The sequence below is a fragment of the Vibrio wakamikoensis genome, assembly GCF_050337275.1.
Classification (GTDB): Bacteria; Pseudomonadota; Gammaproteobacteria; order Enterobacterales; family Vibrionaceae; genus Vibrio; species Vibrio chaetopteri.
On the sequence record NZ_JAKJST010000024.1, the window covers coordinates 37,006 to 57,907 of the forward strand.

Sequence of the window (20,902 nt, forward strand, 5' to 3'; positions counted from 1 at the left end):
ATAACTATGACACTTGATATTTCAAAGTATCCGACACTGACATTAGCAAACACGCCAGAAGAACTTCGCCTAATGCCGAGGGAATCTTTACCTAAGCTGTGTGAAGAGCTTAGGACGTATTTGCTAAATTCAGTGAGCCAGTCTAGTGGACACTTGGCTTCCGGACTTGGCACGGTGGAACTCACCGTCGCCTTGCATTACGTCTACAATACGCCTTTCGACCAACTTATTTGGGATGTTGGCCATCAAGCCTATCCGCATAAGATCTTAACGGGTCGTCGTGAGCAACTTTCAACCATCCGTCAAAAAGATGGTCTGCACCCATTCCCGTGGCGTGAAGAGAGTGAATACGACACTCTGTCTGTTGGTCACTCTTCGACATCGATCAGCGCTGGACTGGGCATGGCGATTTCTGCCGCCAAAGAAGGTAAAGATCGCAAAGTCGTCAGCGTCATTGGTGACGGCGCAATCACAGCGGGCATGGCGTTTGAAGCGCTTAACCACGCTGGCGATGTGCATCCTGATATGCTCGTTATCCTAAACGACAATGAGATGTCGATTTCGGAAAACGTCGGTGCGCTGAACAACCACCTAGCTCAAGTACTGTCAGGAAGCCTGTACACCTCTATCCGTGAAGGCGGTAAAAAGGCGCTATCTGGCCTTCCGCCAATCAAAGAATTGGTCAAGCGCACCGAAGAGCACCTTAAAGGCATGATTGTTCCTGGAACCTTGTTTGAAGAACTCGGCTTCAACTACATCGGCCCTGTCGATGGTCACGATGTGAATGAACTGGTAAAAACGCTAAAAAACATGCGTGAGCTTAAAGGCCCTCAGTTCCTGCACATCATGACTAAGAAAGGTAAAGGTTATGAGCCTGCTGAGAAAGACCCTATCGGTTATCACGGCGTACCTAAGTTTGATCCGTCGCACTCAACCTTACCGAAAAGCAGCTCAAGCAAACCAACATATTCGAAAATCTTTGGCGATTTTTTATGTGATATGGCAGCTAAAGATCCATCGCTAATGGCGATTACGCCAGCGATGCGTGAAGGCTCGGGTATGGTTCGTTTCTCTAAAGAATATCCTGGTCAGTACTTCGATGTTGCTATCGCTGAGCAGCATGCTGTAACACTAGCAACAGGAATGGCTATTGCTGGTAATAGACCAATCGTCGCGATTTACTCGACTTTCTTACAGCGTGGCTACGACCAACTGATCCACGACGTTGCGATTATGGATCTGCCAGTGATGTTCGCCATCGACCGTGCAGGCCTTGTTGGTGCAGACGGTCAAACCCACCAAGGTGCGTTTGACCTTAGCTTTATGCGCTGTATTCCGAACATGGTGATCATGGCACCAAGTGATGAGAACGAGTGTCGTCAGATGCTTTACACCGGTCACATGCACACAGGTCCAAGTGCTGTTCGCTATCCTCGTGGTAGCGGTAATGGTACGGCACCAGAAGCTGAGTTTACCGCTTTAGAGATCGGTAAAGGCCGTATTGTTCGCGAAGGTGAGAAAGTAGCGATTTTATCATTCGGTACCTTCTTGGACAGCGCTTTGGTTGCAGCAGACAATCTCAATGCTACCGTGGCTGACATGCGATTTGTTAAACCTCTCGATGAGGCGCTTATCCGTGAACTGTGTGACAATCATGATGTGATCGTCACTCTCGAAGAAAACGCTACCGCTGGCGGCGCTGGCGCTGGGGTGATTGAGTTTATGATGAGTGAGAAGCTAATGAAGCCAGTGCTTAACCTTGGTCTTCCCGACAAGTTTATCGCACAAGGCACACAAGATGAGCTTCACGCTGAACTCGGCCTTGATGCTGCTGGCATCGAAGCCTCTATTCGCGATTACATCTCCAAGTAGAGACGCATCCACAAGTTAAGCAAAGAAAGCGACTCTAGGGTCGCTTTTTTATTGCTAGTTTGTCTCGTTCAGAAGACACAAAAAAAGCCGCAACCTAAGTTGCGGCTTTTCAAATTCATTGCATGGCAATTATGCGTTTGCTTCACGCTCAGCGATAAACTCTAGCGCCATCTTAATACGAGCAATCACGCGCTCTTTGCCAACAAGCTCCATAACAGCATCAACTGAAGGTGATTGACCACCACCAGTCACTGCAACGCGAAGTGGCATACCGATTTTACCCATGCCGATTTCTAGCTCTTCACAAACCGCAGCAATCACTTGATCTTTAATGTTTGCTGTTGTCCACTCTTCTAGCGCTTCTGTTTTAGCAAGCGCAACTTCTAGTGGCTGTTTAGCAACACCACGCAAGTGCTTCTTCGCAGCACCCGCTTCAAACTCAGAGAAATCTTCGTAGAAGTAACGGATCTGCTCTGCAAGCTCAACAAGCGTATTGCAACGCTCACCTACTAGCTTGATCACTTCTGTGATAGCTGGACCATTCTCTGTGTTTAGTTTCTGCTCATCTAGGTGCCATTGCAGGTGCTTAGCAACGTATTCAGGCTCAGATGTCTTGATGTAGTGGTTGTTCAGCCAGTTCAGCTTATCTGTGTTGAACGCTGATGCTGACTTAGAAATCGCATTCAGTGAGAACAAGTTAATCATCTCTTCTTGAGAGAAGATCTCTTGGTCACCGTGAGACCAGCCTAGGCGCACCAAGTAGTTGTTTAGTGCATTTGGTAAGTAGCCTTCGTCACGATATTGCATAACAGACACGGCGCCGTGACGCTTTGACAACTTAGCACCATCATCACCTAGGATCATTGCACAGTGAGCAAATGTCGGAACTGGTGCACCGAGTGCCTCGTAGATGTTGATTTGACGTGGCGTGTTGTTGATGTGATCTTCACCACGAACCACGTGCGTGATCCCCATATCCCAGTCATCTACGACCACTACGAAGTTGTAAGTAGGCGCACCATCGGTACGGCGGATGATAAGGTCATCCATTTGGCTGTTCGCAATCTCGATACGACCACGGATTTGATCATCAAATACTACGCTGCCCTCTTTCGGGTTGCGGAAACGAATCACACATGGGTCACCATCTTTAGCCGCCGCATTCGCTGCAACGATTTTTGGGTGGTTTGCATCGTAACGAGGGATCTCTTTGCTTGCTTCTTGCTCGGCACGGATCTCTTCGAGAAGCTCCTTTGGTGCATAGCACTTGTAAGCTTTGTCTTCAGCAAGTAGCTTGTCGACCATTTCGTTGTAACGATCAAAACGCTTCGACTGGTAGTACGGGCCCTCGTCCCACTCAAGTCCCATCCACTGCATACCTTCAAGGATCGCATCTACCGCTTCCTGAGAGTTACGCTCAAGATCCGTATCTTCAATACGTAGAACGAATTCACCGCCTTGGTTTTTAGCAAATAGCCAAGAGTAAAGTGCAGTACGCGCACCACCGACGTGAAGATAGCCAGTTGGGCTTGGAGCAAAACGTGTTTTAACCGTCATCGAAAGTACCTTGTTGTCAACGTCGCACAATGCTTGTCATCGTGCGTTGCAAATTTTGGGCGCTATTTTATCACCTTACACTAATTCTACAATCTCTATACCTAAATGAGATGAAACCACTTGACCTTACCCTTGAGGGAAGGTTTATGTTTAGCATTAATAGACAAGTATCGAGGTTGGTTATGGTTACTTACACACTCAATTTATCAGGCTTATCCTGTATGGGTTGCGTAAAAAAAGTGCGCAATGCACTGGAGCAGGCATCGGCTAACATTGAAATCAAACAGCTTGATAAACACGCGTTAACTGTCTCGACTGATGCCAACATCGATGACATTATCCAGCCTATCGCCAACCTAGGCTTTGAGGCAAAACCTGTATGGTATTTTGAGTTATCAGGTCTTAACTGTGGCAAATGCGTCGCAAAGCTTCAGGCTCAGCTTGAAACACTCGACTCAAGCAATATTATCGCGTTAAGTAAGCAATCACTTACCATTGAATCAAATCTTGGCGTTAATCTCATCCAAGACAACATTGAGCAAGTGGGCTTCCAAGCAGTATTGAGCGATGCCCCGCAAGCCGAGATCGCTAGCAGTGAGCTAAACAATACAACAGAAAACAAGCCTAGCGATTCCGTGAAGGCTTCAGCCACCAGCTCACCGGCTTCATCTCAATCAGATTCCAGCATTCAACTACTTATTCAAGGGATGACATGTGCCAGCTGCGTCTCGTCCGTCGAAAAAGCGCTGCAATCGGTAGTTGGCGTTGACAAAGCACGAGTCAACCTTGCAGAACAAAGCGCGTTAGTACTTACTAGCTTAACTAACTCAGATATTGAACAACCACTGCTTCAGGCGATCAAAGAAGCGGGTTATCAAGGTGAGATAGTTGAAGACTTAGCTTCAACACAAAAAAAACAGCAGCAATCGCTTCAACAGCATCAAGCACTGCAAAAACGCAATACGTATTGGGCATTGGCCATGGGCGCACCTCTCATGCTGTGGGGGTTACTTGGTGGCAGCATGACGATACAAAACTCTACGGATCAGCTTGCTTGGGGCGTTGTTGGCTTGCTGTGTCTGTGGCTTCTTGCCACCGCTGGTCGTGCCTTTTATGCCAACGCATACCAAGCCCTTAAGCACAAACGCGCAACCATGGATACATTAGTCGCCCTTGGCACGGGTGCAGCCTGGCTTTATTCCATGTTGGTTGTACTCATGCCATCTTGGTTTCCAGAAGCATCACGCCATGTCTATTTTGAAGCGAGCGCGATGATTATCGGTTTGATCTCCCTCGGTCACTTTATTGAAGCGAAAGCAAAAGCGAAAACCAACCAATCCTTACAGGCACTGATGAATTTGCAGCCTCAAGTCGCGACGGCCATTATCGACGGTCAAGACATTAGCCTTGCGGTGGGTGACATTCAACTAGGGATGTTGCTGCGCATTAAACCGGGAGAAAAAGTGCCCGTTGATGGCGAAGTCATTGAGGGTCATAGCTATCTGGATGAGTCGATGTTAACGGGTGAGCCAATTGCGGTTTTAAAAGGCGTTAAGGATAGCGTTTCCGCTGGAACCGTAAATACCGATGGCAGCTTGGTGATCAAAGCGACTGGGATTGGCGCAAATACCATGCTTTCGAGAATCATCCACATGGTAAGAGATGCTCAAAGCAGCAAACCTGCTATCGCCAAGCTTGCGGACTCTATTTCCGCGGTATTCGTTCCCGTTGTCGTAGCTATTGCACTGCTTGCTGCCTTGGTCTGGTTTTTCATTGGGCCAGAGCCTAAGGCAAGCTATATGCTTGTTGTGACCACCACAGTACTCATAATCGCCTGCCCATGCGCTCTTGGGTTAGCGACGCCGCTATCCATCACTGTGGGTATCGGTAAAGCAGCCCAAGCAGGCATACTGATTAAAGATGCGGATGCGCTGCAAAAACTCAGCAAAGTCAACGCCGTGGTATTTGATAAAACCGGCACCTTAACGCTCGGGCAGCCGAGAGTGCAAACCGTCCATCCTATCGGTATCAGTGAAACAGAACTGGCTAAGTGGGTTGTGCCACTTGAAAAACGCTCGGAGCATCCGCTCGCTAAAGCGGTTACCGACTATTGGAGTGGCGCTAATCCCCTTGAGCCAGAGCAGTTTGAGAACCTAAAAGGCAAAGGCGTGCAAGGCATTGTAGATGGAAAGCGAATCGTTATTGCTTCAATCAATCACATTAAAACACTGGGTATCGACCTACAGGCACTTGAAATCCCTCTTGCTCAGGCCGCCAATCAAGCACATACACCAATCGTCGTTGCTATCGAGGGTCAAGCCGTCGCATTAATTGCAATTGCAGACGGGATAAAAACCGATGCCGCGAATGCCGTCAACTCTCTAAAAACACAAGGTATTCACACTATTATGCTAACTGGCGACAACCAGCATGTTGCTAGTGTCATTGGAGAACAACTAGGCATAGATGAAGTCATTTCTGAGGTACTGCCGGACGAGAAAGCCGCGCACATTGCCTCACTAAAGGGCCGCCATCAACATGTTGCAATGGTAGGCGATGGTATTAACGATGCACCAGCACTTGCGCTGGCCGATGTGGGCATTGCAATGGGCACTGGCAGTGATGTCGCCATAGAAAGCGCTCCTATGACGCTACTCAACAGCAATCCAGCCAGTGTCAGTTATGCCATCTCGCTATCGCGCGCGACGGTACGTAACATTAAGCAAAACCTATTTGGCGCCTTTATTTACAACACCCTAGGGATCCCTATTGCCGCAGGTGTACTGTATCCTCTGTTCGGATTTTTGCTTAGCCCGGTTTTTGCGGGCGCAGCAATGGCACTTTCGTCGATTACTGTCGTAACTAATGCCAATAGATTGAGAAAGTTTCAGCACAAAGGCTAACCGCTGCCATATGCGATATTGATAGCTTTGCAGCTCATTGTTTCTAAAGATAATTACTTAAAAGGAAGGATTATGTCGACCACTAAACGAATGATAAAACTGGCTACATTATCACTGGCCGTATTCACTGGCTCGGCGTTTGCAACCAACGTACTGACCTACAAATCTCCTTACTGCGGCTGCTGTAAGGATTGGGTTACTCATATGAAAGATGCTGGCTTTAACGTCACGGTAGAAGACCATAAAAACATGAACCCGATTAAGCAAAAATTAGGGGTCACACCAGAGCTCGCCTCGTGTCACACCGCGGTGATCGGTGATTATGTATTTGAAGGTCACATCCCAGCAGACGATATCAAAGCATTTTTAGACAACCCACCTAAAGGCGCCAAAGGACTTGCAGTACCTGGCATGCCAGTAGGCTCGCCAGGTATGGAGTATGGCGATCAGAAAGACCCATACCATGTCTATGCTTACAATGAAAAGGGGCAGGTTTTTTCTTACCGCTCGCATAACATGTAATCAAAAGCGCCCACGTTACCGTGGGCGTTTTTACATGGAGCCAATGCATCAAACAGTTGGTTAGAAATGGTAGCTACCACCAACAACAAACGCCGAGTTTGCAGTACCACGCGGGTAATAAGGCGTTCTAAAGTGTCCCTGACTTTTGTATTCAAAATACGGCTGAAACGCATACTTGGTTAGCGTGAGCCTAAACTCATGATCCATCGCATTGTCGCGATAATTGTAATAAGGGTAGTAAGCTCCGCCCATATGAATCACATTGTTATAGTGTAATTTAATAGGATGCGATTTCAGTTGGTATGCGATCTTGTTGTCAAAGCGATAATCGATGTCCGGCTTATAACCGAAACGGTCATGCTGCGCATACGCTTCCACACGTGTACGGTGACTAAGCGAAACCCCCTCATCAAAGTCATAGCCAATCTTAAATAAAGGTCGATACTGCATTGTCTCGCCAAGCTGCATCAAATGCTCGTACCCGGCTCCTAGCCAAAAGTTTTTCGACATTTGAAACTTCTGCTCGATCCCCAAAGTCGTCAGAGGTGCCCGTGCTGAGTGACCGTAATAGACATTATCATGGTGATGATGGTGACTGTGTGGCGTTTGACCAATTGGAATATCTTCAATCTTAAAGCGTACTGTCGTATCCGTATCAAACGTGTGACCTGCTTCCATTTTAGCGGTGGTCTTTGATTCATAGAGATAGGTGCTGTTGAATTGGAGATTGCCCTCGATGTACGAAGAGGCGGCGCTGGTTCCAAAACTCGAGAGAGTGAAAAGCGCAATCAATAAGTGTCGCAAAAAAGCTTCCTTGTGCTTAAAAATTTGCGGCAATAATGAGGGGATATGAATGAAACGCAAGTTCTGACATTGTCATCGCCAAGCTAATTGAAAAAGAACAAAAATACATGTAAGAACTTATTTTTCAAACACTTAAAAACAAAAATCAAAAGTACAAGTCAGATGCACGTCATCGCTGACGACTGTTCATACACAATACTGACTTGCCCGCTACCCTACTATACAACTCTTGTGTGCTTTAAAACTTTGAAAAAAACTACCAAAAAAAATAAGCCGGGCTGAACCGGCTTATCTCACGATATTTATGAACTCACAATCGGCCAAGGCTTTGGTTTGACCGACCATCGTTGTATCTCATGCGAAATCGCCAATCTAGTTCATCACACACTCCAGCATACGGCTTACCCATAATCCCTAACTTATAGGCATCCTGACTACAATACTCTTCTCGACCTTTCTCATAGCCATCTAAATAAGCAGCAAAAAGCGATTCCTGTGTGAGCTCTAGCCACTCCTGATCTTTTTTAATAAATCCTTTTTGGCCTTCTTCATATCCGAATTGACTCCATGACTCAGTAGAACCATCCGTTGGTAAGTTTGTCGCCGCGCATCCCGCTAATACCATGGTGAGTAACATGGCTCCCAGTGTCGTCCAGTTTCTCATGAACACCTCCAAACGTCAGAGTTGAGTGATTTGAGCGTTTGTACGAAAACGCACCGAATGTGTTCATTATCACGTATTCAAAAAAAGTCTTCACTACCCAAGAGACCAAAGCGGTGGTTATTGCGAGACATCACTTGAATTTAACACCAGATTTTACATTCATTACATACAAAAAAGGCTCCCGACGGAGCCTTTTTTCAGGGGCAAATAACTTCTTAGAAGCCGTAAGAAGCACCGAATACCAATGCATTGTTTTCGTTGTTCGCTTGGTTACGGTACTCGATGTATGGTTGAACACCGCTACGCGTCCAAGTTGCACGAAGCTCGTGATCCATAGAGTTGTCAGCATCACCTTGCTTGATCACATAAATGTTGTTGTAACTAACCGCTAGAGGCTGATCTTGGAAAGCGTAAGCGATTTTGTTGTCTAGACGAGTTTCGTCGTTAGTTTTTACACCGCCACGTACGTCATCCGCTTGGATGTGGTGACGAGTACGGTTGCTTAGAGAGATACCGTTGTCGAAGTTGTAACCGATTTTAATAAGTGGACGGTACTGGAACGTCTCACCCGCTTGAATTAGGTGATGGTAACCTGCTGCTACCCAGAAGTTGTCATTGATGTTGAACACTTGCTCTGCACCAAGAGTCGTGAACGGAAGAGGGTTGTTTGCAGCGCTTGGGTCAATTTTGCCTAGAGGAATACCATCAAACTCCACTAATAGTGTGGTGTTAGAATCAAAAGTGTGACCCGCTTCTAGTGTAGACGTCTGTTTTGCGCCTTGTAGGTAAGTAGAGTGAAATTGAACGTTACCTGTTACGTAAGAAGAACCAGCGAATGCGCTTGTTGAAGCTACTGCTAGAGCGGTAAGAGCGAGAACTTTTTTCATGGTTAAAACACCTTTAATTGATTGTGTGTGGGCGACTTATGTTGTCGTCTTGTTACATTGCCGATTTGGCTTGAGCACAATATAACGACATTTATTTCGCGCCAACAAATAATAAGCGCCCTTTAGTGATCTTTATCACCAAACACAAGTCAAATAAAATATAAATACAATAAAAACAGAGATTTAAATGAATATAAAAACCAATATCTATTTTTGTAAAACGATGTAACAAGATCGTCATCACAAAAAAAGCCCTAGAAATCTACAACAAATACTGAAAATGGCAGAAAACCGTAGACATCCCACTCACAACAGACACTAAAACTGTGATCTAGGTGATTAATTTTAGAAAAAACAACGCTGTTTTTTAACTAGCAACACCACTTAATTCACCACAAAATATAAGTATCAAATGCCCGACTTAGTCGACTAAGGGGTAACAAAGCCGACTATGTTCGTGTCTATTTTTGATTATGCTGGTTAATCAACTCAAGAAAGTCTTCAAACCCGACAAAACCTGAGGCATGTAGCACCGTCGCGTCAAAATCCATTGGGCTACCAGCTGTATCTAACAGTGAAAAGTCTAAGCTTTGTTCAAACGCTCGTGCATCCGCTTTGTCACGAAATAGACGATAAGATAACTGGCTCTCGCCTTTTGGCAGGGTAAACTCCAACACTATAGGGTTTGAGCGATGTTTTTCCTTCATGGTGTTATAGGGAACTGGCTGCTCAAGTGTCACTAGAATCTGATTCTCTCCTTTAGGTAAGTTCAGCAATTGCTGGCTGACTAACCACTCTTTATCGACCGCTTTACCATTAACCACATGTACCACGATACCTCTACTCAGCGATAGAACACTGTCCTCGTTCGCTTTTGCACCACAGGTGACTAACAATGCCATCAGAGCCATTACTATCTTTTTCATGCTTTACCTCTAGATAGGGAGGCATTGCCTCCCTGAAATTAACCAACGATTAGAAAACGTACTCTACGCCTACAGAAACTTCATTAAAGGAGTCCGACTTCCAGCGTCGGTAAGCAACATCTTGCCCACCTCGTACTGGCACCTTGTTGTCTCCCATACGCACATCTCTGGCACGAAAATAAAGAACCGCTGTTGGGTCAACATAATACATAGCTTGGAATGAGATCACGTCATCATCAGTACCCGCAAGCTTTTTGCCATTCACGTGCAGTTCCTCATTTTTCGCATAACCCAGTTTGAACTGCCAATCAGCAATGTCGTACATGATGGCACTTGATAAAGCGTTTTGTTTCTCTTTTCGTCCCGTGTCGATACCCGAGGTCACTGAAGCGTCTTGCCAGCGGTACTGAGTGAAGAATGAAATACCGTTGTCAAACCACCCTTGTAGACTTGCTAAGTAGGTGTTGTTATCCCAAATTCGGCTATCCGAAACCTTCTTTTCTGTCGTTCCCGGCTTTTCATAGCTCAAGGTTTCCTTGGTATTGCGGTTAAGCTCATACGCCCCCGACACCAAAAACGGCCCAACTTTATAGTGCGCTGCACCGCCCTGCCACCAGCCTTGATCATTACCAACCGCCGCTGCCTTAGTTCGACCGTAACCGAGGTCAACAGATAGGCCACCCCACTCCGGTGAATCCCAACGGACTGTATTGGATGAGCGATCTTGGAACTTAGCACCACCAATTAGTCCCCCCCAATCCCAAACGTCACCCATACCAGGGTTGGCACCAGGCCAATCAACAATTTCATACATAGGCGTCAGCACTCGACCTAAGCGAATTTGCCCAAACGAGTCCCAATCTTCGAAACCGACAAAGGTATCACGCTCCCCCAAGCCACCGCTTGCTTCATGGTTCTTATAGGAAGGGTCAACATAGCCCGATTCTATCTGCCATATAAACAGAGGCTTAAATTTGGCAAACTGTTTGCTGCCTCGAAAACCTATTCGGCTTTCATTATTGGTTTGAAAACCTTCTAAGTTCGGTGAGTTTTCATAATCACGAACGTGAGCTTGCAGAGCAATTTTTCCGTATACCTCGTATTTCATGCCTGCTTTGATTGCTTCAATATCGACAATGTTATCGGACGCAAAAGCCCCTGCCGACAAACACGTCAGCATTAGTACTGTTTTTTGTTTCATTGCTTTTTCTTAATTGTGGCCTCCCTTTCTCAAACATCCTTTGTTGTGCGCAAGAAAGGGAAGCGTTGGAGGAAAGGGATCTAGTTTTCAGAGGTTAAGGTGGTCACGCGGCTGGCTCTTTTAGCTTGATAATCAACACTGCGTATCCAAATTTCGCCGGAAACACTTGGAACACGGTTTACCTCATAGCTTTGCCAACTTGCGCCGCGGTCTCGCGAATACTGAAGTGCCACGCCGGGGAAGGCGCTATTCATATAGAGCTTACCTTGCTCAATCACAGCGCCTGGCACTGGCAACCTGTAGTGAACATTGGCTTTAGCGAGCTTATTCAGTTCACGCTGCCCTAGAGCATTGGCGAATCGATTGAAATCTTTGGTTAGTGCCGCTTCGTCTACATAGTTAGATTCTTGGCTGTACGCTCTTGTAGCCTGATAATCCAGCTCCCACTCTGCTTTGTGCCAAGCACGCTCAGCCGCTGCGATGACACGCGGGAACACCATATATTCATATTGTGCGTCAGTGCGAACAGTCTCTGACCATAACTGCGCTGACATGCCATAAAATGGTGCCGCCTCTACTGATCCTTTGGCACTAAATCCGTTTCCATCACGATCAACAGAGGTTTCGGCGTTTTGCGGCAGGTTGTCAGGTGCAAAGGCAAACATTTTTCTTGAATGGTTGTACCGTGTCGCCCAGTAGTAACCGCGCTCTTTTGGATCAAACTCATATGGAAAGTCCATATAAAGATAATCTGGACTCGAGATGATCACCTGATAACCTTTGTTCGCCCATTGATACGCTGATGTTGAGCCGCCCCAATAGAGCGTATCCCAGAAATTGACACGAGTTTGTTTCGTGGCGAATTCAGCAGCGCTGTTCGCTGTTTTAAGGCCATCTTGCCAAGCTTGAAATGCGCCGACATTCAATTCTGCCGCCGACTTGGCAACCTGCTTGGCAAAATAACTCGGTAGTGCCTGCACTGAGTCAACCGTGTTATTAGCAATAAGCGCCTGACATTTTGGCGACTTCTCAAATGGATGATGTTCTGCGCTGAGCTCAATCTCACCCTTGCCAAGCACTTTAGCTTTCGAGCTTACATCTTGATAACCACCTAGCTTTTTGATGTTTTTCGCTTCATCTCCGCCAAAATGCCAAGTCGTCAATGGCACTCCTGCTGCCTCATGCATAGCTAAAATTTCAGTCATTACTTTTTTCACGAAGCGGTGAGACGAATCAAGGCATGGATTTAGAAAGCTTTTACGGTCGTAGAACTGAACCGTCGTGACATTGGATGTATCTTGAGGATCGAGCAATCGAAACTCATTGGCCTTTTCCATCTCACCGAGCTTAGCGTACTTACGATGGCGCGCTTCCATAGACACTACAGCCGCTCTGGCGTGCGCTGGCATGTCGATTTCTGGAATGACTTCAATTTGACGCGCTGCGGCATATTGCAAGATATCGATGTAATCTTGTCGGCTGAAGAAACCCGATCCAAAGTTATCGCTAGTAGGCCCAGAGCCAAGCTGAGGCAACAAGCAGCGAGTTTCCGATTTATCGAAACATCGCTTAGCACCAATGTCTGTAAGTTCAGGCAAACCTGGGATTTCTAGACGCCAACCTTCATCATCTGTAAGGTGCAAATGAAGTTTGTTGAGCTTATACGCCGCCATTTGATCTAGGGTTTGGAAAATTGCGGACTTGGAATGAAAGTTTCGCGCCACATCCACCATCACGCCGCGATACTGATACCGTGGAGCATCGGCGACATCAACCAAAGGCAACACCGTCGGTTTTTGGATATCCACCAGAGAAAAAATGGACTGAACCGCATAATACAAACCAGTCTCATCAAAAGCGGTAATGGCTATGCCGCGATCGGTAACCGAAAGTTGGTAACCGCCATTGACCCGAAGCTTGCTATCTAGTGCATTGGGATCAATATCGCCATAAACCTTTTGCTCACCTTGCCCAGCCAGTCCCAACGTCACCGCTCGATGCTCAATGGCTTCTAACGCTTCGTTAGAGAGTGGCAATGACGTAAAATCTAGCCCTTGGCTTATGTCCAAATTTCCTTTGCTTAAGCGAACTTGATTAGGCGTTGGTACTATATGACTTGCGATATCGAGTTGGTCTAAGTCTTGGTTTTGCTCGAATCGCGTTTTTGGCGTCATCAGGGTATTGTTATCCGTCGACACACGTTTTAATAGGCTCGGTGCAATGGGTTTAACAAACTGACTTAGATCCTCAGTGTCCATTTGCTTGAGCACTCTAGGCTCTGCCTGTTCATGATTCACAAATGCTCGCGGCATGAAGTCCGATGCAAACAACTGCCAATATTCGCCGATCACCGGAATATCTAGACTTTCACCTTGCTCAAGACCTTTAAACGCAACTGTTGGTTTAAGCTCATATAAGTCACCTGTAAGGCGTGCTATCGTGAACTGTTCGCTATCCAAAGACAAAATAATACGCACACTGTGTATGTACAAAGACCAGTCTTTGTTGTTGATAGCTTGACCTTGATTGCTAAGCGTCATCACACTTTTATTGCATAGCGCCCAATCAGCTCCCAATGTTTGGCAAGGCAAGTTATTCACGTCTGAGGTGTTGGCCTCAACCTGATAATGAATCAACAGATCTTCTGAAATACGATCCACCAGTTGTTGTGGCGTTTGCGTCGCATGGGACATTCCTGATGCCAAGATGGCTAAGCTAATCATGCAGTTACGGAACATGAGTTCTCCGGATGGAAGTAAATTATGCGGCACAAGTTATCTTCCCCTTCAGCAGCTTCAATTAGCCCTCCAAATAACTGTGATCTCCATCGTTATCAGAAAAACAAACAAAAAGTAAAATCAATAATTACAGCAACTTAAAACCATTGTGTCGTGATTTTTCAGAATACCCGCCCAACAATATGACGCTTTTGTTACAGTGAATTTTAGAACTTCTTCCCCATATTCAAACCAATTGATATCCTTTGGTTATCCCTTATTTTCATTGAGCTTAAAAATGTTAGTCGTCTCGCAATTCACCTGGTCAGCATTTAAACCCCAAAAGTCCATTTTGACGTTTTCTACGTTACTGATTTCATTACTTTCTTTTGTTGCCTCCGCAGAGCCTCTGCTATACAAAGCACAAAAGGGGTCACAAACACTGTATTTATTCGGCACCGTTCATGTTGGTTCTAGGTCTCAGCAAGCGATAAACCAGCCTGTAGAAATGGCAATCAAGCAAAGTGACGCGCTCATCTTAGAAGCTGAACTCGGGGGCAATATCAACTTTCCCAGCCTTGTTGAACATTCAGTGAGGGATGTATTAACAAATAACGAACTAGCGCAGCTCAATGAAATTGCCTCAGAGACCCAGCTTAATATTGATATGCTAAAGTCCCTGCCCTCATGGCAAGCCGCTTTGGCATTACAGCAACATGTTTTTACAGCACTCGACTTTCATGCTGAGTTTGGCGTAGAACACCAGCTCAGCAACTGGGCACAAACTCATGCCCTCCCTGTCAAAGGGCTCGAGTCGCTACAATTTCAAATAGACTTACTTGCGAATCAGCCGCAAGGCGGAAAGCAAATGCTGCTTCAAACAATCGAAGAATGGCCGTATACCGAAAACAACATCCTATGTTTGATCAAGTCATGGAGTCATGGCGATGTCGCTAACCTTGAGGCGATGCTGCATATCGACAGTGATAACGACGACTTTTACCAGCGGTTTCTAATCGACAGAAACAAAAGTTGGGTTCGAAGCTTAGTAACGTCATCGGAGTATCAAAAGGGGACATATTTTATCGCGGTTGGGGCATTGCATTTAGTTGGGCAAGAGAGTGTGGTGGCGTTACTTAAGCAGCAAGGATTTACTATTGAACAGATAAGTCATTCAAAATCGGCTCACTGCAGTATGAAAACGCATGTATAGCGTCTTAAACCTGAGACACTATAAGACAACAAAACGATGAAAAACTGCAAAGACGAGTGACTTTTTCGGAATTGACTGCTTTTGTCACAACAAGTCTGTGCACGTTAGTAAAAAAACGCTATAAATCAAATTATTAACCTCATCCTGAGTTAGATATTGTTAGAAACAAAGTAATGCTAGATAGGTTGTTTATTCGATTTCATTCATTTAGGCAGTAATGCTACTCTAAAACAATTCTTTTTAATTTCAGCATATTATTTATTCTCGCAAACAATTAAGTCATACTTATTTGGAAATAAAAATTTTTTTATTTTTTCAATATTTTTTGATCTTTATTCTCTGATACTCATACTTAGAACGACTCGCCAAATTTGCGAGATATATCACATTATCTGTATCGATTGAGAGGGAAGGTTATGAAATACATCAAAGCACTGTTGTTAGGAGGCGTACTCGCATTCTCATTGCCAAGCGCAGCATACCAAAGTTCAGCAGCCGGTCCATTTGTAGACTGCCAATTACCGGACGGCTCTCGTACTTTTGTACCACTTGTGGTTTGTCAGCGAGCCGGTGGGGAGAAACTGTTTTAGGTCATCGGTCTCTGTACAACAATCTATGGCTGTATGCAACTAGCGCGTGCAGCCCTTTTTTAAATCGTCAACAATCGGGCAAGTTGAGTTTTCGTCACCCGGACATAGAGATATCCAATCAATTAACTGACTCTCTATGGTGTGCAGTTCTAGAATTTTTTTCCTAACCTCATCTAATTTCTCAGTCGCCTTTTTTTTTACTTCGGCACTCATGCGCTGTTCGTTCATCGAAATAAGTACCAACTCACGGCACTCATCCAAAGTAAAACCTACACCTTTAGCTCTAGCAATAACCCTTAGTTCTTCAATATGATGCTCACCATAGACTCTATACCCATTACCTTCTCGTTCGGGCAATGAGATAAGCTGCTTGTCTTCATATAAGCGGATCGACTTTGCCGTTAGCCCGGTACGCTTGGCCACTTCACTAATGTTCATTACTTACCTTCGTTTCACATTGGACAACAGAGTGATAACTGTCTCGCAAAAATATGTTCTTCCTTCTCCAGTTTACATAGCACTGCTATTATTCGCGAAACAAAAAAACTAAAATCATGGTTACCCTACACAAAGATTGCCATACAGGCAAAGTCTAAAGGAGTGGCAATGAAGCTAAAATACCCTATGCTAGCGAGTCTCATGCTCGCACCATCAATCGCATTCTCAGCCGTTACCGTTAAAGTACCAAATGGCATTCAAGTATTAACCGTAAACGAAAAGGATTCTGGCTACTCGAGCTTTGGCTTTGATTCTAAAAACGACATTCAACTTGAAGATGGCGTCAATCAGATCGTATTCCGTATCTCCAAAATCGTCATGGAGACGGGCTCAGAAAAAACAAAGTATAAATCTCAACCTTTGGTGGCAACATTTGAAGGTAAAGATGCTATTTTGTCATTTGATGTGCCCAACATAAAAACTCTCTATGAAGGCAGCATGTTTAATGACAAACCCACATTTGATATCAACGTAAGCTCCGGTGAAGTCGTTAATGTTAATAAGGGTCAGTTAGGTCTTACTTTTAGCCTTGCTGCTGACATGGTAAAAGAAGTTGAAAACTACAATCAAACTGACCTACCTGCAAGTTTAAAAAACTACCGCAATCCAACACTACTAGTAAGCGAAAAAACAACCGACCACTATGACAGCCTGAAAACAACCTTTAAATCCGCATCATTAGAGGATAGAAAAAAATTCCTAACTTGGGCTATTAGTAATCTTGATGACTAATTAAGTTATTTAATAAGAACAATAAACTCGCTATTCATATAGCGAGTTTTTTATTTTTGGCGATTCAAACACGTAAAAAAGCCGGCTCAGAGAGCCGGCGAATTAGGCAGTATATTGTATTGAGATTAGAAGTAGTATTCTACACCTAGACCCCAACCAAACTCATTGTCAGAACCATCTTTAGAGATCATGTATGGACGAACATAAGTCACTGCAGAATCATCTAGGAAGTAAAGAGCTTGAGCAGAAACGATGCTGTCAGCTGTATCAGCGACTGAAGAGCCGTCAAGTTTCACATCCATATTTGCTGCATAGTTCGCTTTAAACTGCCAGTTCTCTACACCACTGAATACAACACCTAGAGAGTAACTATCTTGCTCAAGCTTAGTGTTTTCAAACGTTTCAGTTTTGTCATCACCGTTCTCTTTGAATGTAACTGTGATGTTGCTGTAGTCTGCAGCTTCACGTTTGTAGGCACCGTAAAATGCAAATGTATCAAAGTTTAGCTCGAAGCCTAGTAGCGCAGCGTTAGTATCAGACTCACCTTTCGCATCAAATTCTTCGCCAATTGTTGGACCTTCACCAGGGTTTTGGTTCTGCCAACGCTTAACTAGATCACCTAGCTTACTGATTTGACGGTCTTGGCCTGCTTCATAACCACCGTGTACTGTAAAGAAACCAGTTGTATAGTGAGCGCCCAAACCAACAAAGTTAGAATCTTTAACATCTTCTGCACCGCGACCTGCAGCTACGTTAAACGTAAAGCCACCAAGGTTTGCAGAGTCATAACGAACCATGTTTGATTGACGGTCATAACGTGCACCACCGATGATGTCGCCGCCCCAGTCAAAGATTGCACCAGCGCGCTGACCTGAGTATGGCCAGTCAATGATTTCGTATAGAGGCGTTAGCATACGACCGATACGGATACGACCTGCATCTTCAAACTCAAAACCACCGTAGGTATCACGAACACCCAGACCGCTACCAGCGCCATCGTCACCAACGTTACCGCCTTCAAGTTGCCAAATGAACTTAGGACCGCGAGCCAGCTCATGAGAACCGCGCAAACCAAAACGAGATTCGTTTTCTAACTTGATTGGAGCATCACCGCCGCCAATTTTGTCTTCGCCAAATTGCCAAACAGAAAGCGCAACCTGACCATATAGATCAACTGTGTCTGTTGCTGGTTTCGCTTGTACTGCACCTGCCATTGTTAATGACGCCACTGCTGCACCTAGAAGGGTGCGTTTAAACATTTTTTCCATGGAATTAAACTCCTAAAAATGGGTATAGCTGCTGTCCATAATTCACGCTTTAGTTGGCCGCCGAAGAGTGAATCATTTCCTTTTTATTTTTAATCAGAACTTCCGATTAATTTTGCTGTCTACACTGTGTGCATCCATATTCACTAGACTAACTTCGCGAGAAAAAATATCAATTCAAGACTTATTTTGGGTAAAAAAAATAGGAGGCACTACAAATTTTGGGGTGAGTTATTGATGGAGATCTTATTTTTAAAACGCACTTTAATGAAATGCTTTACACTGATAAATCACCGCTATTTTGGCAGTTTAACCATGACTTTTCGTGAAGTGACTCGCATGGTATTTATTTTATTTAAATTATTAAAAATATAGCGATCGCGACATTTGCTTTTAAATTACCATTGCACTAGGGAAGAATAATTTGATATTACTCGCAAAAAAAAGCCCCGCTATAAGCAGGGCTAGTTTTAAATAATGCAGCTTTAATTAATTAACGCTATCAAATCAGCTTCAGTTCTTATTTCAATACCTAATTCTTGCGCCTTCGTCAGTTTAGATCCCGCATTCTCACCAGCAAACAAAATATCTGTTTTCTTAGATACACTGCCCGTCACTTTCGCTCCGAGGGCTTGCAGCGCTGCTTTCGCATCGTTGCGGTTAAGTACTGATAATGAACCAGTCAATACCACTACCTTCCCTGCAAGTGGCTGAGGAGCGTCTTCTGCGAGTTCTTCAATAGCTGGCCAATTTACACCCGCTTCAATTAATGCGGTGATCACTGATTGATTCAATTCTGCTTTAAAGAAGAACTGAATGTGCTTAGCGACAATTTCACCCACGTCTTGAACTTCAATAAGCTGGTCGTGAGTAGCTTTGCTTATGGCTTCTAGCGTTTTAAAGTGTGCAGCTAAGTTAGCAGCGGTGGCTTCCCCGACTTCGCGAATACCCAGTGAGTAAAGAAAACGAGCTAGCGTCGTTTCTTTAGATACGTTGAGGGCACTCACCACATTTTGTGCCGATTTAGGCCCCATACGTTCCAAGATTGTCAGTTGACCAGCAGACAATCGGAACAGATCGGCAGGCGTTTCTACCATCTCTTTATCCACCAGCTGCTCAATTACTTTTTCACCTAAACCATCTACATCGAGCGCTTTGCGCGATACAAAGTGCTTTAGCGCTTCTTTACGCTGAGCTTGGCAAACTAGGCCGCCGGTACATCTTGCTACAGCTTCACCTTCGATGCGCTCAACGAGCGAGGAACAAACTGGGCAGTGTGCTGGGAACGTAATCTCTTTGGCGTCGTCAGGACGACGCTCTGGCACGTAAGAAACGATTTGAGGGATAACGTCACCCGCACGGCGAATAACCACACTGTCGCCGATCTTAACGCCAAGACGTTCAATCTCATCTGCGTTGTGAAGCGTGGCATTACTTACCGTTACACCACCAACAAATACAGGCTCAAGCTTCGCCACTGGCGTAATCGCGCCTGTGCGACCCACTTGGAAGTCGACCGAGTTCAGCACAGTGATCTCTTCTTGTGCTGGGAATTTGTACGCAATCGCCCAGCGCGGAGCACGAGCGACGAAGCCAAGCTGCTCCTGAAGCGCAATCTCGTCAACTTTGATAACCACACCATCAATCTCATACGCTAGCTCATCGCGCTTCTCTTGAATGGCTTTATGGTATTGCTTCACTTCCTCAATACTGCTCACTCGTTTGGTCTCTGGCCCCATAGGGAAACCCAGTGATTTTAGTTTCAGGAAGCGATCATAGTGGCTTGTCGGTAGCTCAGTGCCTTCAACCACACCTAGACTATAGGCATAAAAGCTAAGCGGTCTTTTAGCAGTAATGCGCGAATCTAACTGGCGCAGACTGCCCGCTGCCGCATTTCGTGGATTAACGAATACTTTCTCGCCCTTTTTCGCAGCGATTTCGTTGAGCTTGTCAAAGCCTGCCTTTGGCATGAAGACTTCACCACGCACTTCGATACGAGCAGGGATATCATCGCCTTGCAGCTTAAGTGGAATAGCACTAATAGTGCGAACATTCTCAGTAATGTTTTCACCCGTCGTACCATCACCACGTGTCGCCGCTTGAACAAGGATGCCATTTTCATAAAGAAGGCTCACCGCTAAACCATCGAGTTTCACTTCGCAACAGTAATCACCGATGCTGGTTCGATTGAGGCGCTCGCAAATTCGCTTATTAAAGCCATCGAGATCTTCATCAGAAAACGCATTATCGAGAGAGAGCATAGGGATTTCATGCTGAACTTGGCTAAAGCTATCTAACGGTAAACCACCCACTCGCTGACTTGGAGAGTCCACCATCACCCATTCAGGGTGCTCCGCTTCAATCGCGATCAGTTCTTGCATCAGGCGGTCGTACTCGACGTCCGGGATCTCAGGGCTGTCTTCAACATAATACTTCACACCATGATAGTGGAGCTGTTGCTTGAGTTCGTTTAATCGTTGTTGCGACATGTTATACCTTGATAGTATTGATAAAAAAGGCTCCTTAGGAGCCTTTTTTGCTTCGAATTTAT

General features: G+C 45.2%; 16 protein-coding genes. 6 read left to right on the top strand and 10 right to left on the bottom strand.

Going from position 1 to position 20,902, the window contains the following annotated elements; all coding sequences use genetic code 11:
• The first annotated feature begins 6 nt into the window (after positions 1–6).
• The gene (gene dxs / locus L4C42_RS14620; RefSeq protein ID WP_429761020.1) at positions 7–1,872 is read left to right on the top strand and encodes a 1-deoxy-D-xylulose-5-phosphate synthase; all 1,866 of its coding nucleotides are present in this window, start codon (positions 7–9) and stop codon (positions 1,870–1,872) included.
• 129 nt (positions 1,873–2,001) lie between these two features.
• Here the strand turns inward: dxs and gltX are convergent, their stop codons facing one another.
• The gene (gene gltX / locus L4C42_RS14625; protein WP_353496887.1) at positions 2,002–3,429 is read right to left on the bottom strand and encodes a glutamate--tRNA ligase; all 1,428 of its coding nucleotides are present in this window, start codon (positions 3,427–3,429) and stop codon (positions 2,002–2,004) included.
• Positions 3,430–3,575: 146 nt separating this feature from the next.
• Here gltX and L4C42_RS14630 point away from each other — a divergent pair, with 146 nt between their 5' ends.
• Together L4C42_RS14630 and L4C42_RS14635 are read left to right on the top strand one after the other, a co-directional pair.
• Entirely contained in the window at positions 3,576–6,332 is a 2,757-nt protein-coding gene (locus tag L4C42_RS14630; protein WP_353496888.1) for a heavy metal translocating P-type ATPase, read from the top strand.
• A 72-nt stretch (positions 6,333–6,404) separates the two neighbouring features.
• On the top strand, positions 6,405–6,854 hold the full coding sequence (locus tag L4C42_RS14635; RefSeq protein WP_353496889.1) for a DUF411 domain-containing protein: 450 nt from the start codon (positions 6,405–6,407) through the stop codon (positions 6,852–6,854).
• Between the two features lie 60 nt (positions 6,855–6,914).
• Here L4C42_RS14635 and L4C42_RS14640 read toward each other — a convergent pair whose 3' ends face one another.
• The 6 genes from L4C42_RS14640 to L4C42_RS14665 all read right to left on the bottom strand — a co-directional run bounded on the left by L4C42_RS14640 (position 6,915) and on the right by L4C42_RS14665 (position 14,074).
• Positions 6,915–7,658 (bottom strand): porin, encoded by a 744-nt coding sequence (locus L4C42_RS14640; protein WP_353496890.1) that lies wholly within the window; start codon positions 7,656–7,658, stop codon positions 6,915–6,917.
• Between the two features lie 310 nt (positions 7,659–7,968).
• The gene (locus L4C42_RS14645; protein WP_353496891.1) at positions 7,969–8,322 is read right to left on the bottom strand and encodes a DUF2799 domain-containing protein; all 354 of its coding nucleotides are present in this window, start codon (positions 8,320–8,322) and stop codon (positions 7,969–7,971) included.
• Positions 8,323–8,537: 215 nt separating this feature from the next.
• The gene (locus L4C42_RS14650) at positions 8,538–9,209 is read right to left on the bottom strand and encodes an oligogalacturonate-specific porin KdgM family protein (protein ID WP_338165150.1); all 672 of its coding nucleotides are present in this window, start codon (positions 9,207–9,209) and stop codon (positions 8,538–8,540) included.
• 461 nt (positions 9,210–9,670) lie between these two features.
• Positions 9,671–10,135 carry a DUF2057 family protein gene (locus L4C42_RS14655; protein ID WP_353496892.1) on the bottom strand — a complete coding sequence of 155 codons (465 nt, stop codon included), beginning with the start codon at positions 10,133–10,135 and terminating at the stop codon, positions 9,671–9,673.
• Positions 10,136–10,184: 49 nt separating this feature from the next.
• On the bottom strand, positions 10,185–11,336 hold the full coding sequence (locus L4C42_RS14660; RefSeq protein WP_353496893.1) for a porin: 1,152 nt from the start codon (positions 11,334–11,336) through the stop codon (positions 10,185–10,187).
• Between the two features lie 80 nt (positions 11,337–11,416).
• A complete protein-coding gene (locus L4C42_RS14665; RefSeq protein ID WP_353498726.1) occupies positions 11,417–14,074 on the bottom strand; it encodes a beta-N-acetylhexosaminidase in 2,658 nt (885 codons plus the stop codon).
• Between the two features lie 277 nt (positions 14,075–14,351).
• Here L4C42_RS14665 and L4C42_RS14670 point away from each other — a divergent pair, with 277 nt between their 5' ends.
• Positions 14,352–15,266 carry a TraB/GumN family protein gene (locus tag L4C42_RS14670; protein ID WP_418642002.1) on the top strand — a complete coding sequence of 305 codons (915 nt, stop codon included), beginning with the start codon at positions 14,352–14,354 and terminating at the stop codon, positions 15,264–15,266.
• 416 nt (positions 15,267–15,682) lie between these two features.
• Entirely contained in the window at positions 15,683–15,856 is a 174-nt protein-coding gene (locus L4C42_RS14675; protein WP_162631220.1) for a hypothetical protein, read from the top strand.
• Between the two features lie 39 nt (positions 15,857–15,895).
• On the opposite strand, the gene cueR is transcribed toward L4C42_RS14675, so the two are convergent.
• Positions 15,896–16,294 carry a Cu(I)-responsive transcriptional regulator gene (gene cueR / locus L4C42_RS14680; RefSeq protein ID WP_353496895.1) on the bottom strand — a complete coding sequence of 133 codons (399 nt, stop codon included), beginning with the start codon at positions 16,292–16,294 and terminating at the stop codon, positions 15,896–15,898.
• Positions 16,295–16,462: 168 nt separating this feature from the next.
• Between cueR and L4C42_RS14685 the strand changes: the two genes are divergently transcribed.
• Entirely contained in the window at positions 16,463–17,086 is a 624-nt protein-coding gene (locus tag L4C42_RS14685) for a YccT family protein (RefSeq protein WP_429761025.1), read from the top strand.
• Between the two features lie 125 nt (positions 17,087–17,211).
• Here L4C42_RS14685 and L4C42_RS14690 read toward each other — a convergent pair whose 3' ends face one another.
• Both L4C42_RS14690 and ligA read right to left on the bottom strand, forming a co-directional pair.
• Positions 17,212–18,354, bottom strand: a complete 1,143-nt coding sequence (locus L4C42_RS14690; protein WP_429761027.1) for a porin — start codon at positions 18,352–18,354, stop codon at positions 17,212–17,214.
• A 482-nt stretch (positions 18,355–18,836) separates the two neighbouring features.
• The gene (gene ligA / locus L4C42_RS14695) at positions 18,837–20,840 is read right to left on the bottom strand and encodes an NAD-dependent DNA ligase LigA (RefSeq protein WP_429761029.1); all 2,004 of its coding nucleotides are present in this window, start codon (positions 20,838–20,840) and stop codon (positions 18,837–18,839) included.
• Positions 20,841–20,902: the final 62 nt, after the last annotated feature.